The sequence below is a fragment of the Streptococcus sp. AM28-20 genome, from assembly GCF_003603595.1.
Lineage (GTDB): Bacteria > Bacillota > Bacilli > Lactobacillales > Streptococcaceae > Streptococcus > Streptococcus ilei.
In genome coordinates this window covers 201,465-216,103 of sequence record NZ_QTNK01000001.1, presented here as the reverse complement: position 1 = coordinate 216,103, position 14,639 = coordinate 201,465, and the positions used below count along the sequence as shown (strand labels likewise).

The 14,639-nt window shown below is 43.1% G+C and carries 17 protein-coding genes; all 17 read right to left on the bottom strand.

Annotated elements, in window-relative coordinates:
- Positions 1-8: 8 nt before the first annotated feature.
- The 17 genes from DW738_RS01165 to DW738_RS01085 all read right to left on the bottom strand — a co-directional run bounded on the left by DW738_RS01165 (position 9) and on the right by DW738_RS01085 (position 14,446).
- Positions 9-1,187 (bottom strand): MFS transporter, encoded by a 1,179-nt coding sequence (locus tag DW738_RS01165; protein WP_117744062.1) that lies wholly within the window; start codon positions 1,185-1,187, stop codon positions 9-11.
- Positions 1,188-1,212: 25 nt separating this feature from the next.
- A complete protein-coding gene (locus DW738_RS01160; protein WP_123160103.1) occupies positions 1,213-2,085 on the bottom strand; it encodes an XRE/MutR family transcriptional regulator in 873 nt (290 codons plus the stop codon).
- The gene (locus DW738_RS01155; RefSeq protein ID WP_123160102.1) at positions 2,086-3,993 is read right to left on the bottom strand and encodes an ABC-F family ATP-binding cassette domain-containing protein; all 1,908 of its coding nucleotides are present in this window, start codon (positions 3,991-3,993) and stop codon (positions 2,086-2,088) included.
- Between the two features lie 82 nt (positions 3,994-4,075).
- On the bottom strand, positions 4,076-4,447 hold the full coding sequence (locus tag DW738_RS01150) for a hypothetical protein (protein ID WP_123160101.1): 372 nt from the start codon (positions 4,445-4,447) through the stop codon (positions 4,076-4,078).
- The gene (locus DW738_RS01145) at positions 4,444-5,169 is read right to left on the bottom strand and encodes a matrixin family metalloprotease (RefSeq protein WP_117744057.1); all 726 of its coding nucleotides are present in this window, start codon (positions 5,167-5,169) and stop codon (positions 4,444-4,446) included. Before DW738_RS01145 ends, DW738_RS01150 begins: the two co-directional genes overlap by 4 nt.
- A 166-nt stretch (positions 5,170-5,335) precedes the next feature.
- Positions 5,336-6,148: a DNA/RNA non-specific endonuclease gene (locus tag DW738_RS01140; protein WP_174705370.1), complete on the bottom strand. Its 813-nt coding sequence runs from the start codon at positions 6,146-6,148 to the stop codon at positions 5,336-5,338.
- A 104-nt stretch (positions 6,149-6,252) separates the two neighbouring features.
- Positions 6,253-6,441: a DNA-directed RNA polymerase subunit beta gene (locus tag DW738_RS01135; protein WP_023022752.1), complete on the bottom strand. Its 189-nt coding sequence runs from the start codon at positions 6,439-6,441 to the stop codon at positions 6,253-6,255.
- A complete protein-coding gene (murA, locus tag DW738_RS01130; protein WP_023026629.1) occupies positions 6,431-7,714 on the bottom strand; it encodes a UDP-N-acetylglucosamine 1-carboxyvinyltransferase in 1,284 nt (427 codons plus the stop codon). Before murA ends, DW738_RS01135 begins: the two co-directional genes overlap by 11 nt.
- Before the next feature lie 66 nt (positions 7,715-7,780).
- On the bottom strand, positions 7,781-8,011 hold the full coding sequence (locus DW738_RS01125; RefSeq protein ID WP_117744055.1) for a DUF1146 family protein: 231 nt from the start codon (positions 8,009-8,011) through the stop codon (positions 7,781-7,783).
- 87 nt (positions 8,012-8,098) lie between these two features.
- On the bottom strand, positions 8,099-8,518 hold the full coding sequence (locus tag DW738_RS01120) for a F0F1 ATP synthase subunit epsilon (protein ID WP_120702141.1): 420 nt from the start codon (positions 8,516-8,518) through the stop codon (positions 8,099-8,101).
- A gap of 13 nt (positions 8,519-8,531) precedes the next feature.
- Positions 8,532-9,938: a F0F1 ATP synthase subunit beta gene (gene atpD, locus DW738_RS01115; RefSeq protein ID WP_031573407.1), complete on the bottom strand. Its 1,407-nt coding sequence runs from the start codon at positions 9,936-9,938 to the stop codon at positions 8,532-8,534.
- 88 nt (positions 9,939-10,026) lie between these two features.
- Positions 10,027-10,914, bottom strand: a complete 888-nt coding sequence (locus tag DW738_RS01110) for a F0F1 ATP synthase subunit gamma (RefSeq protein ID WP_123160100.1) — start codon at positions 10,912-10,914, stop codon at positions 10,027-10,029.
- A 15-nt stretch (positions 10,915-10,929) separates the two neighbouring features.
- On the bottom strand, positions 10,930-12,435 hold the full coding sequence (gene atpA, locus DW738_RS01105; protein ID WP_023022746.1) for a F0F1 ATP synthase subunit alpha: 1,506 nt from the start codon (positions 12,433-12,435) through the stop codon (positions 10,930-10,932).
- 15 nt (positions 12,436-12,450) lie between these two features.
- The gene (locus DW738_RS01100) at positions 12,451-12,987 is read right to left on the bottom strand and encodes a F0F1 ATP synthase subunit delta (RefSeq protein ID WP_120702143.1); all 537 of its coding nucleotides are present in this window, start codon (positions 12,985-12,987) and stop codon (positions 12,451-12,453) included.
- Positions 12,987-13,481, bottom strand: coding sequence for a F0F1 ATP synthase subunit B (atpF, locus tag DW738_RS01095; protein WP_023026624.1), 495 nt, complete (start codon positions 13,479-13,481; stop codon positions 12,987-12,989). Before atpF ends, DW738_RS01100 begins: the two co-directional genes overlap by 1 nt.
- Positions 13,482-13,496: 15 nt before the next feature.
- Positions 13,497-14,213 (bottom strand): F0F1 ATP synthase subunit A, encoded by a 717-nt coding sequence (gene atpB, locus DW738_RS01090; protein ID WP_023026623.1) that lies wholly within the window; start codon positions 14,211-14,213, stop codon positions 13,497-13,499.
- 32 nt (positions 14,214-14,245) lie between these two features.
- Positions 14,246-14,446 (bottom strand): F0F1 ATP synthase subunit C, encoded by a 201-nt coding sequence (locus DW738_RS01085; RefSeq protein WP_023022742.1) that lies wholly within the window; start codon positions 14,444-14,446, stop codon positions 14,246-14,248.
- Positions 14,447-14,639 lie beyond the last annotated feature (193 nt).

Genomic DNA, 14,639 nt, shown 5'->3' with positions numbered 1-14,639 from the left:
AAGGATACCTACTGTTCTTTTGATTGAAACTGCTTAGCTACTAGCTGAGCCAAGAGTGAAAAGAGAATAACTCCAGCTCCAATCAGGAGAAAGGATTCTACATGGACACTTGGTAACCAAGTCATCAAACCTTTGGCGATGGGCATAAAAAGAACAGCCAAAGTATAAATCGTGCTCAAGACTCTCCCCAGATAATCATCTTCCACCTTGGTTTGCACTTGAGTAAAAACGTGGATGTCGAAAATGGTCACAAAAAATTCACAGACCAGATTTCCCGAAAAGGAAAGATAAGGTGGAAGGGGCAAGCCCATCATGAACACTCCTACACCTGCCAGAATCAGTAAAAACAGGAGAGTTTTCATACTTGATGCAATTTTATTGGCAACAAGTGCTCCTAGAATAGATCCGATAGCTCCCAATGTTAAGATGGTCGCATAAGCCCCCTTGACCCCGTAGAGTCGATTGGAAAAGGGAAGTAAAAACTCAAAAGCCGCAAAAAAGAAATTAACACCGGAAGCCACCAAGAGGAGAAAGAAAATGTCTTTCTGATGCCAGATATAGTCTAACCCCTCCTTGATATCAGAAAAAATATCTTTCACCGTAAACTGTTTCTTTTCTTGAACCTTAGCTTCTTCTTTCGGGAGAAATGCCACTAGGACAAATGCAATAAAAAAGGTCAGCGCATCTAGTAAGAGGGTCGCATGGAGACTGGCAAATTGTAGAACTAGGAAAGAAAAGACAGGTGAACTGACACTAACAACCTGTAAGACCAACTCCAAGTGCGCATTATAGGTTACAATCTCTTCTTTCTCTACCACCTCTGTGATAATGGCTTTATTGGCAGGTCGAGAAAAACCAAATGCAATGGCCTGAACAATATTGGCAAAAATCAGGGCCGCAATCATCCAACGATCACTTCTGATAAAAGAAATCGCCAAACAAAGGAGTCCACAAACCAAGTCGGTCGTCATCAAAATCTTGCGACGAGAAAAACGGTCTGAAATCACTCCTCCAAAAGGATTGACGAGAATCCCTGTCACTAACTCAGAAATCTGATAGATTCCTAATACCGTCTTTCCTATAGTCCCCATTGAGGCCAGCCAGACACTATTCCCATAATCATAGAGCATATTTCCAATTTTGTTAATCGCTCCACGACTAATTAATTGGACCGCATGTCGATTCATAAAATCTCCTTTATCTCTTGCTTATTTAGGAACATTCATCTATTACAAATTTATCAAAGTGTTCTTGATAATAGGCTACCTGCTCTGGTAGTCCCAGCACATCAAAAATATGCATAGCCTCTTGCATTTGCTGACAGCCTTCTTTCTTTTGACCCTTCTGATAGAGGGCAAATCCCTTGAGGTAATGAAAGACATTGCGTTCGTAGAGTTTAATTCCCTTGCCGATAATCTTTTCCACATAGGCTTCAAAATAACTAGCATTTTCAAAAGAACGGTGTTCTAAACAATGCTGGTAACAATTGAGGGCCAGAATCAAGACCAGTTTTCGATGGCGACCAATTTCCTTGTAGAAATCTTCACGCTCCATCACTTCTCTACCAAGCCGAGTGACATAATCCACATCATAATAGCTATAAAGATTGCCAAAGAGGATCAACTCATACATGGTCCACTCTTCCGTTTGAAAGAGATAATCCGCCACCTTGTCCAGATCACTCTGCTTCATGGTGTAGCTGGCATCTCTCTGGCAAATCAGCCCTTGTAACAAAATCCAGTTCAATTCAAAATAAAGAGGATTGGTCGAACTTTTAGCCTTTTCAAGTTGTTCTCCTTGAAGCCTTTGAAAACCAGTAATATCATTTGAATAGTAAAGAGGAATAATCTGGGCCATCAAGGCCACATGCTCATGGTGTTGAAAATTTCTGGCCTTATCCATAAAATTCTCAATCGTCACATGGATATTGTCTAATATCTCAAAAAAACGCGAGACAGCTAGATCCGACTCCCCCAATTCAAAGCGGGATAACTGAGAGGTCGAGCAGGTTTCTCCTGCAGCTTCTTTCAATGAATAATTTTTACTCATTCGAAATTCACGAAAAACTTTGCCTAAATCTTCCATCTATTCCACCTGCTCTGACAATTCTGCCCACTCTTCCATAACCGCTTCCTGTTGGATGGTCAATTGGTCCAGATTGCTTTGCAATTGAACTAAATCTTCCGCATCATTGGTGCTATGCATGCTTTCGGTAATGGCTTGAATTTTTTGATCCAGCTCTTCCATCTCCGCTTCCAATTGCTCAATGCGACGAGTGATTTTACGGAGTTCCTTTTGGTTTTGCTTTTGCAAGTGATAATCATTGCTGGTGACTTCTTCCATTGAAGCAGCTGGCACCGCTTCTGCTTGCGCTGCAGCAAGGGCTTCTAACTCTGCTTTTTTCTCCAGATAATAATCATAGTCTCCTAGGTAAAGAGTTGAACCCTCTTCTGAGAGTTCTAAGACTTGGGTGGCTACCCGATTGATAAAGTAGCGGTCGTGGCTGACAAAGAGAAGAGTCCCGTCAAAATCAATCAAGGCATTTTCCAGCACTTCCTTGCTATCGATGTCCAAGTGGTTGGTCGGCTCATCGAGAATCAAAAAGTTGTTATTCTCCATGGATAGTTTAGCCAAGAGCAGGCGCGCCCGCTCTCCACCTGACAGCATGCCGACGGTTTTCTTGACATCGTCCCCAGAGAAAAGGAAGGCTCCCAGGCGATTGCGAATTTCCACTTCTGGTGTTAGCTTAAAGTCATTCCAGAGTTCATCCAAAACACTGTTGTGAGGGGTTAGCTTACTCTGAATCTGGTCATAGTAGCCTACCTCGACATTGGCCCCAAAACGGGCTTCTCCTTTGATAAAAGGAATCTGTCCAACGATGGACTTGATAAGAGTCGATTTCCCGATCCCATTTGGTCCTACAATAGCGACCGCATTCATCTTGCGGATATCCAGATTGATGGGCTCTGATAGGACTTGATCGTCATAGCCGACAGCTGCCTCTTCTACTGTCAAAACGACATTGCCAGAGGTCTTATCAGAATGGAAGGTCATATGGGCAGACTTGGTCCCAGCTTCGGGCTTGTCTAGACGCTCCATTTTTTCCAACTGCTTGCGACGAGACTGGGCCCGCTTGGTGGTCGAAGCCCGCACTAAATTGCGATTAACAAAGTCTTCGAGAGCAGCGATTTCTTTTTGTTGCTTCTCGTAGTTCTTGGCTTCGGTCAGGAGTTTTTGCTCTTTTTGCTCGACAAAGCTGGAGTAATTGCCGACATAGCGGTCCAAAGAATGCTTGGTCAAGTCCAGAGTAATGGTTGCTACCTTATCTAGAAAATACCGGTCGTGACTGACAATGAGAAGGGCCCCACTATAATTGACCAAGTAATTTTCCAACCAGGCGATGGTCTCAATATCCAAGTGGTTGGTCGGCTCATCCAGTACCAAAAGATTTGGCTTTTCCAAGAGCATCTTGGCCAGAGCTAAACGGGTATTTTGCCCTCCAGACAGCTCTTCAATCTTCATCTGCCACATAGATTCATCGAACTTGAAGCCGTTTAAAATGGCACGGATATCTGCCTCATAGGTAAAGCCACCAGCCTGACGGAATTCTTCCGAGAGCCGGTCATAATCCTGCATGAGTTTCTCCAAATCGGCTCCAGTTTTTTCCCCCATCTCGAGCTCCATCTGCCGTAAGGTTCTTTCCGTCTTACGAAGATCGTCAAAGACATGGAGCATCTCATCGTAGATGGTATTAGACGACTCAAAGAGGCTATCCTGGGCCAGATAAGAGAGAGAAAGGTCGCGTTTTTTATTGATTTCTCCTGAGGTCGGCTCTTCTTCTCCCACCAAGATTTTCAAGAGCGTAGACTTGCCTGCGCCGTTCTTTCCGACCAGAGCAATTCGATCCCGTTCATCCACTTGCAGGCTGATATTATCAAAAAGAACCTCCCCTGCAAAAGAGCGTTCAATTTTGTTGGCTTGTAAAATAATCATAGTTTCATTGTACCTTACTTTTGACAAATTGACAATTGAAGAAAAGGCCAAACGCTAGACGCGCTTGACCTTTCTTCACTTTTTAAATCGCTGAGACATTGGAAGCCATTTGACTGTACTGATAGGCTAGGAAAAGCCCGATGCCAATCACTAGCAAAAACAAGCCCCATTTGATGACGCCCTTCACAAAGCGAATCACAAGCAGGATAATCATGGAGCCAATCAGCCAAGTAATGGCCGAATGGGAGAAGAAAGCTTGAACAGCTTCCTTATTGTCTCCGAAAAATTGACGGACTCCCTCAGGAGCATAATTTTCCCAAGCCTGTTGAATGCCTAATTCATGGGAAATTACTTGCCCTTTTTGGGATATCCATAGAAAGATTCCAGAGTTAAACACAAAGAGTGCCACTTGTTCTGGAAAGGTTCGAATAAGATACAGTATCCGTTTGATCATTCTGACTCCTTATATAGTTGACGAACAGCTTCAATATCCCTCGCTTGGATGCTATAAAAGGAACCAGCCGACTGCATGACGGACTCTTCCTCATTATGGTCCAAACCAATGGCATGGCCTAGTTCATGCTCAGCTGTATTCACAATCCGTTGATGGGAATAGTTGTACTGCTTATTTAATAGGTAATAGCGATTCAAACGAACAATCACACGTTTGAATCGATGAGTTAAAACATTGGTCTGGGATTCTGCTTCACCTGCTGCAGAAACCGTGCTATCATCCATCTCTGTTAGGAGGATATCCGCCTCTTCTTCACTGGTGACAAGTTGGAAAGTGAAGGCCCCTGTCTGATTCCAAGACTCAAGCGCTTCCTCATAAGCAAGGGTAAAGGTCTCATCCATCGCAGGATCTAGATAAACTTTTGCAGTTGCCTGATCCCACCTTGCTCCTGTAGAGGTATGGCCATCAGTTGCTAGGCCTTCTTGAGCAGATGGGCTCCCTTGACTTAGCATAGGACCAGTTCGATGAAAGTAAGCATCCACCTGCGTGACAACCGTTTGGGCCGCACGACTGACGCCGTCTATCCCGCTACCGGTTTTGCCACTAAAGAACAGAACACCAACTACTAGGGCAAAACTGAGGGCCAGGGTCCAAAACAAGCCCCAAACAAGACTCCAAATGGCCCTTATTAGAAAACGAATCATGGCTATAATAGTTCTCATAAGCTCCTCCTTTTCTTGGAAAGACCTCTGTTTAGGTCTAGAAGAGCATAGTATACCTTAATTTTCTTAAAATAAACTAAAGATTGCAGTCATGAAAAGAAAAAGATTCAGTTGACTACAAAGCCAACCGAATCCTTCTTATCTTGCTTCTTCTTTTCCGTTTAGCTTAACGATGCACTGTTACTTTTCCCGTACGATAATCCAAACTAATCCCACTCTGAACATTTGGAACAAAAACATTAAACTCTAGACTACCATCACTAGATTTTGCTTCAATTTGACTGCCGACTGGTACCAAATCATCATCCGATGCATAGTGGAGAGTCACCCGATAACGAACCCGCTTATTATTGTCTAAGGCCTTCCGAACAAGGGTCTCATAGTAATTTTGTCCTGTCGAAAAACTATCACGCGCTTGATTCGCCCAAGCTGTTTGAACCGCTATATTTTTTGGATTGCTCGTTGAGGCATCAAAGCCATCAAGCTTGCCAATCAAGGCATAGCCGAGAAGGTGTCCCCGATCAACCGCATGGTCATATTCCCCAGCTAAATTGGTTACTTGGTGCCATCCAGCTGGCGTCCAATCTACATCTGTCTGCTCTCTCTTTTGGTATTGACGAGTCGCCTTGGTCATCAAAGCGTTGGCAACTGTTGGGATTTCTCGTCCTTTTACAGTCTTTGTCTTCGTATCTGCATAAGGGAGACTCGCAACATCTGCATCCAGATTGGTTTTGTTCTGGTTAATAATGAAAGCGCCCGCTTCGTTCCATTGAATGTTCTTTCCTAGTTTCGTACGAACACCATCCGTCAGAACACTCTCTGCTAGTTCCTTACTCGGTGTTGCTTGTTGACTCGAAGTGACAACCGTTTGAACTTGAGAGTGACTAGCGACTGGCTGGGGATGACTAAAATAATACCCGCCGATCGAGAGAGCTGCAGCCACCACCAAGCCTAGTAAGGTTTGTCCCGATTTTTTCATTTTAAGTGGTTTCTTTTGATTGTTTGCCACAATGGTTTCCTCTATTTCTACTGAATTGGAAAGAGCCTGGGATCACGATCTCAAGCTCCTCTTTTGATAAATAGTTACTTACCTGTAAATTTCTGAAGGATTTCCTTCCATGTATCTGGCGAGAGAATAGACCAAGGATCCTTCCCATTACCAATGATACCATATCCAATGACCAAGCCAAGAGCGAAGACAATCGCTAAAATAGTAAGAACCAATAGGACGATTCCCAATTGTTTTCCAATTGCTTTTAATTTAGTTTTCATCATCATCTTCCTTCACACGACGTACATCTGCTCCAAGAGCCACCAATTTCTCATGGAATTTAAAATATCCACGGTCAAGGTGTGTTAACTTGCTAACTTTGGTTTCTCCCTCAGCTACAAGCCCCATTAAAATCAAGGTCGCACTAGCACGCAAGTCTGTCGACATCACTTCAGCCCCTTGTAAGCTAGCTCCACCTTGGATGCGGGCTGTATCTCTCATAATGTCTGAGTGTAAGCCCATCCGACGCATCTCTTCCAAGTGTTGGAAACGATTTTCAAAGACTGTTTCAATCATAGTCGATTCACCAGAGGCCATGGCCATCAAAGCAGTGAATTGGGCTTGCATATCAGTCGGGAAGCCTGGATAAGGAAGGGTTTTTACCGTCACTGGTTTCAATTTAGAGACATCTGAGCGAATGCGAATACCATTTTCTTCTTCCGTTACTTCAACACCCATTTCTTGCATCTTAGAAAGAAGAGGGCGGTTGTGTTCCCAGATAGCATCCTCGATTAAAACGTCTCCACCTGTCATGGCTGCACCAACCATAAAGGTACCTGCCTCAATCCGGTCTTGAACAACATTGTGAACCGCGCCATGCAAGCGATCCACCCCAACAATCGTCAAGGTTTCTGTGCCTGCTCCACGCACCTTAGCACCCATCTTATTCAAAAGAGAGGCCAAGTCCACAATCTCAGGTTCGCGGGCTGCATTTTCGATAACCGTAGTTCCATCTGCCAAAGTTGCTGCCATCATGATGTTTTGCGTCGCACCTACGGATGGGAAATCCATATAGATATGCGCTCCATGAAGACGATCTGCTTTTGCTTCAATATAGCCCGCAGTTTGAGTGATCTTGGCCCCCATGGCTTCCAATCCCTTCAAGTGCAAATCGATTGGACGACTACCAATGGTACATCCACCCGGCATGGAAACTTTGGCATGACCATTCCGAGCCAAGACAGGACCTAATACGACGATCGAAGCCCGCATCTTGCTGACATATTTGTAAGGCGCTTCTTCTGTTAAAGGTTGAGTTGCATCAACGACTACTGTATTGGTCTCTTCATCAAACGTCACTTGAGTGTTCAAGCCACGAACGACATTATTCATGGTAAAGACATCAGATAAAACAGGAACATTGGTCAAAGTCGTTGTTCCTTCACTGGCCAAAACAGTTGCTGCTAAAAGGGGAAGGACGGCATTCTTTGCTCCTTCAATCTTCACAGTTCCAACTAGGCGATTTTGACCACCGTTTACAATAATTTTATCCATACTCGTTATTACTCCATTTCATTCAGTCACGACTACTATCATACCATAAATTCATCAAAAAAGAAGCTAAAAGTTCCCGTTAAACAACTGCCGACTGAATTCATAAACACTGATAAAGAAGCTACTGGTCAAATACCCTAAACTAATGCTGATCAATAGAATAAGAAGACGAATTTTCACGGCTGTATCAGCACTTACCTTTAAAAAACGCTCCCACTGAACCACTGTTGAAAGAAGGTGGTAGGCAAAAGAAATAAATAATAGGTGACTGCAAAAAGTAAAAATCATTTGAATCATACCTCTATTATACCATAAGACAAAGTTTCCTTTCATATTCTTAAGATGCGAAAAAAAGAAGTCGATCCAATCAACTTCTTTTTGTATTTATAATCGATTTCCGACATTAATCCGGTTAATAGCTCGTTGAAGGGCAATTTTTGCACGACGCTCCATATCAACAGAATGTTGATCTTTGGCTTCTTCAAGAGCCTTTTCCGCACGCAATTTTGCACGCTCAGCCCGGCTAATATCAATGTCTCGGGCGCGTTCAGCTGAATCCGCTACAATGGTAATGACATTATCCGCTACTTCGATAATCCCACCATTGACTGCAATCCAATCAATATGTTTGTCATCGTCGACACGACGAACCTTGACTTGGTCTACAGCCAAAACCGCAATGGTATTGATATGATGAGGTAAAATCCCTAATTCACCATCAATTGTCTTGACAGATACAAATGCGGCATGATGATCATAAACCAGTCCATCCGGTGTAACGATTTGGACGTTCATTTGACTCATCTTTCACCTCTTCTTAGAATCCCATTTTTTCAGCTTTGGCGATCACATCTTCGATCGAACCGACTCCACGGAAAGCATCCTCTGGCAAGTGGTCATGCTTCCCATCCAAAATTTCCTTAAAGCCACGAACAGTTTCAGCAACCGGTACATAAGAACCTGGTTGACCAGTAAATTGTTCCGCCACGTTAAAGTTTTGAGACAAGAAGAATTGGACACGACGGGCACGAGCCACCAAGGTCTTTTCATCATCAGACAATTCATCCATCCCCAAGATAGCAATGATATCTTGCAATTCGTGGTAACGTTGAAGGACGCGTTTGACCTCAGAAGCCACTGCATAGTGCTCTTCTCCGACGATATCTGGGGAAAGGGCACGCGAGCTTGATGCCAATGGGTCCACGGCAGGGTAAATCCCTAATTGAACCAATTTACGCTCCAAGTTGGTCGTAGAGTCCAAATGGGCGAAAGCTGTTGCTGGTGCAGGGTCTGTGTAGTCATCGGCTGGCACGTAGATGGCCTGGATCGATGTAACAGAACCTTTCTTGGTTGAGGTAATCCGTTCTTGCAATTGACCCATTTCAGTTGCCAAGGTCGGTTGATAACCCACGGCAGAAGGCATCCGTCCCAAAAGGGCTGATACTTCTGATCCGGCTTGGGTGAAACGGAAGATATTATCGATAAACAAGAGAACGTCTTGACCTTCCACATCACGGAAGTATTCCGCAATGGTCAAACCAGTCAAGGCTACACGCATCCGTGCTCCTGGTGGTTCGTTCATTTGTCCAAAGACCATGGCTGTTTTTTCGATAACGCCAGATTCCTTCATTTCCCAGTACAAGTCATTCCCCTCACGGGTCCGTTCACCAACCCCGGTAAAGACGGAGATCCCACCGTGCTCTTGGGCAATGTTGTGGATCAATTCTTGAATTAAGACGGTCTTCCCAACTCCGGCACCACCGAAGAGGCCGACCTTCCCACCTTTCAGGTAAGGGGCCAAGAGGTCAATGACCTTGATCCCTGTTTCAAGAATTTCTTCTGAAGTAGAAAGCTCATCAAAGGATGGAGCTTTTTTATGAATGGATTCACGAGGAGCATCTTCTGGAAATGCTTCTTCCAAGTCAATGGTATCTCCCAAGACGTTGAAAACACGTCCAAGAGTTTCTTTTCCGACAGGCACAGAGATTGGACGACCAGTGTCCAATACTTCCATCCCACGAGTCAAGCCATCTGTTGATTCCATGGCAATGGTGCGAACGACACCATCCCCAAGTTCAAGAGCTACTTCAAGAACGACTTTTGATTTTTGTTGGTCATTTTTATAGACTACAAGCGCATTATTAATCTCAGGGAGTTTATCGCCCGCAGCAAAAGCTACGTCAACGACAGGACCTACAACCTGAGAAATTTTGCCTAAACTCATGTCATTCTCCTATTCTATTAAGTTTCTAAGCTTGGTCATACATATAAGCAAGCTTATTTTTGTATTGTTAAAATGTGCATCGAATCAACTACTCAAGCGCACTCGCTCCTGCAACAACTTCCGTAATTTCTTGCGTAATGGTTGCCTGACGAGCTCGGTTGTATTGAATGGTCAATTCATCAATTACCTTCTTGGCATTGTCTGTTGCTGTTTGCATGGCCATCATACCGGCAGCATTTTCAGCTGTTTTGGCATCAACGATGGCTCCATAAATCATACTTTCAGCAAACTGTGGAAGCAATTGATCCAAAATCGCATCTCGGTCTGATTCCAACTCCAGATTCAAGATATAATCTTCATCTGCTTCGTTGGGGTCCAAGTCAATGATCGGAAGCATTTGCTCAACCCGCAATTGACTGGTCAAACTATTGACGTGGTGGTTATAACAGACATACAATTCATCAAACAATTCATTTTGATACATTTGGACTGTCTTGTTAATGATCTTCCGCACTTCATCAAAGCTTGGTTGATCAGCTAGGCCACGTAGTTCATAAACCGGCTGGATGCCTCTTGCTCTAAAGAAATCTGCCCCAATACTTCCAATACAGATGACTTCGAAATCCTCACCCGTTGGATGGTATTCTTCCTTCAATTCCATGACAGACTTGAGAATAGAGGCGTTGTATCCTCCCACTAGTCCACGGTCAGAAGTGATGACAATATAAGCAGACTTTTTGACAGGCCGACTCTTTAAAAATGGATGGTACTTAGACTTATCATTCTCAGCCTCATGTCCATGTAAGAGGTCGGTCAATAGCTTACGAACCTTAGATGCGTAAATTTGGAAGTCCTTGGCAGCTTGCTCAGACTTCCCAAGTTTGGCAGCAGATACCATCTGCATAGCATTTGTAATTTGACTGGTATTCTTTGTCGATGCAATTTTATTTTTGATATCATTTAAAGAAACTGCCATCTGCCACTCCTATTTCTATTTGAAACTTGATTGGTTGACAAAGTCAGTAATCACTGCATCCATTGTTTCTTCACTTGGAAGATCTTTGGTCGTCCGAATGGTTTCAAAGATTTCTGGATGATGCACTTCTACAAAGGCAAACAATTCCTCTTCAAAGCGAAGGATATCATCAACAGGTACACTATCCAAGAATCCATGTGTCAAAGCATACAAGATGACTACCTGTTTTTCGACAGTTAATGGTTCATGGACTGGTTGCTTCAAGACTTCTACTGTCCGGCGACCACGGTTCAACTTAGCTTGAGTAGCGGCATCCAAGTCACTACCAAACTTGGTGAAGGCTTCCAACTCACGGTAAGAAGCTAGGTCAATACGGAGAGTCCCCGCAACCTTCTTCATAGCCTTGATTTGGGCTGATCCACCAACCCGTGACACAGATGATCCTGCGTCAATGGCTGGACGAATTCCTGAGTTAAAGAGGCTATCTTGCAAGAAGATTTGGCCATCTGTGATCGAAATTACGTTAGTCGCGATATAAGCAGAAATATCCCCTGCTTGTGTCTCAATGATTGGAAGCGCAGTAATGGAACCACCACCCAATTCATCCGATACTTTCGCAGAACGTTCCAATAAACGGCTGTGAAGGTAGAAAACATCCCCTGGGAAGGCTTCCCGTCCTGGCGGACGACGAAGAAGAAGAGACAATTCACGGTATGCAACGGCTTGTTTAGACAAATCATCATAGACGATTAAAACGTGTTTGCCATTGTACATGAACTCTTCGGCCATAGCAACCCCTGCATAAGGTGCAAGGAACAAGAGTGGAGATGGTTGTGAGGCTGATGCCGTCACCACAATGGTGTAATCCATAGCCCCATACTTACGAAGTGTTTCTACTTGTGTCCGAACCGTTGATTCTTTTTGTCCAATTGCTACATAGATACAGATCATATCTTGATCCTTTTGGTTCAAGATAGTATCGATGGCAATTGAGGTTTTTCCTGTTTGACGGTCTCCGATGATCAATTCCCGTTGGCCTCGTCCAATCGGAACAAGGGCATCAATGGCTTTCAAGCCCGTTTGAAGAGGCTCTGATACAGATTTCCGTTGCATAACACCAGGAGCTGGTGTTTCAACTGGACGGAAGGTATCAGTTACGATTTCTCCCAAGCCATCCACTGGCTGACCAAGAGGATTGACAACCCGACCAATCAAGGCGTCCCCAGCAGGGACTTCCATGATTTTACCAGTCCGACGAATCGAGTCTCCTTCACGAATGTCTGTGAAGTCTCCAAGGATGATAATCCCGACATCTGTCGTTTCCAAGTTTTGCGCCATTCCGTATGAGCCGTTTTCAAAGATCAACAACTCCCCACTCATTGCATTTTCAAGGCCATGAGCACGCGCAATCCCGTCACCAATATAGGTAACGACTCCGGTCTCTGTGACGTCAAAATTTGGCTGGAAATTTTCAATTTGTTGCTTAATTAAAGCGCTGATTTCTTGTGCGTTAATCGCCAAAATTCACACCACTTTCTATTTCAAATTTGCTTTTATGACTTGCAATTGACGTTTGAGACTGGTATCAAGCGTCTTGTGATTTGCTGAAACCACAAAACCACCAATCAGATCTGGATCCAGTTCTTCTTTAAGCGAACGAACTTGGATACCAAATTTCTTTTCAATAATAGGGATCAACTTTTCTTTTTGAGCCTGATCCAGTCCGGCAACCGAAGAAACGGTTACTTCGAAACAGTTGCTCAGCTGTTGAATTTGATCCATACTAACTCTGACAATGTCATAAAATAAGGCTTCACGATGATTGAGAATAACCACTTCAATCAAATGGTCTAGTAATGCTGAATCCGAGTTTTGAAAGAGTCGAAGACTCTTCGCTTTCTCTTCATCCTCTACACCGATATGAGCTAAAAATGCAGCAAGGCCTGTTTCTTCAAAAACAGCCTTAATTTGACTTAATTTTTCATAAACGTCATCTTGCTGATTCTTTTCAAATACCAATTGAACAAAAGGCTGGGAATATTTCTCAATTACCATTAATTGCTTTTTGTCCATTAGGCATCTCCTAATTCATTTAGGTAGCGATCGATCAGTTGGCGATGGCCTTCAGAGTCCAACTGTTGGCTTAGCAATTTACCTGCCAAGTTGACGGTTAGGTCTGCGACATCTCCCTTGATACTGTTCATCGCTTCTTCTTTATTTTGCGAAATTTCTAATTGCGCTTTTTCTTTCAAGCGAAGGGCTTCTTGGTTAGCTTCACTAAGAATATGAGCCTTATTTTTTTCGGCTGTTTCCTTAGCCGTTTCAAGAATTGTCGTTGCTTCTTGACGACTACCTGCCAACTCCGCTTCGCGTTTTGCAGCTAGTTCCTCAGCCTTTTTACGGGCTGCCTCTGCTTCGTCAATATCGTTGGTAATTTTTTCAGCACGCGCATCCAAAATACTAGTAATATTACCCCAAGCATATTTCTTTACTAAAAAGATTAATAAGAGGAAGGAACCAGCGATCAGTATAAAGTCACCAATAATGGTACCAATTGTTAAATCCATCTTCTACTCCTCTACTTACTCTTCCTCACCGTTTATTTTTTTACCTATGTACATGGATGACAACATGGTAAATACATAGGCTTGGATACATGAAATGAAAATTGAAAAGGCTGTCCATAACATGTTTGCGATAAAGGCAAAAGGATACCAATACAAAGCATTTTGTGACAAGGTCAATAGCAATCCAGCTAAGACCTCACCGGCAAAAATATTTCCGTAGATCCGAATCGCCAAGGAAGCAAAATTGGTGAACTCTTCTAAAATGTTCATCGGAGTCATAAAGCCAGGTGTAACAAATGCTCTCAAATATTCTTTAACGCCTCTACGACGAACTCCTTCTACATGGGCGATCAAAGTGATCAATAATGAGAGGGATAAATCGTATCCAAGGTTAGCTGTTGGGGAAGTCCACAAGTTATAACCGTTTGTTGTTTGTACTTTTGCCATTAAGCCAATATTATTGGCAACCAAGATAAACAGAAAGAGAGAAAACAGAAACAAGGAATAATCCTTAATGTATGATTCTCCAATGTTTGGTTTGGTAAAACCAATCACAAAGTCATAAATCATCTCAAGAGCATTTTGTTTGCCCTTTGGACGGATGGTCATTTCACGACTTGCCCAATAGACAAAGGCAAAAACCATCAAAACAGTTACAAGAGACATGGCAAGCAGGGTCAAATCAAAGGATATTGGTCCAATATTAACGGTTGGATTCAAACTTTCTTCCATGGTTTGACACCTCCATTTCTAAATAGAGTTGTCTATTTAATGACAAATGCCATCGCTAGGGTTACAAAGAAGGTACCTTCTACAAAGGCAACACCAAGAATCAAGAGACTACGCAATTGACCAATAATTTCTGGTTGACGTGATGCAGATTTGAACAGATTGCTCATCATCAAACCTTCCGCAAGTGACACACCAAAACAGGCTAAACAAAGACCTAAAAATGTTAAATTCATGATGAATTCTCCTTAAATATATTTTACTCCTCTAGTTTACTCCTAAAAGATATAATAGTCAAATGTTTGCCTAGAAAGAAAACGTTTTATAGCAATTCTGTTACTACTTTCAAAATTCCTCTTGCCACTAGTTTTCAAAAGACCCTAATCGTTTTTAGACGCTTTGTCTATTTTTGTATTCCACACAAATTTA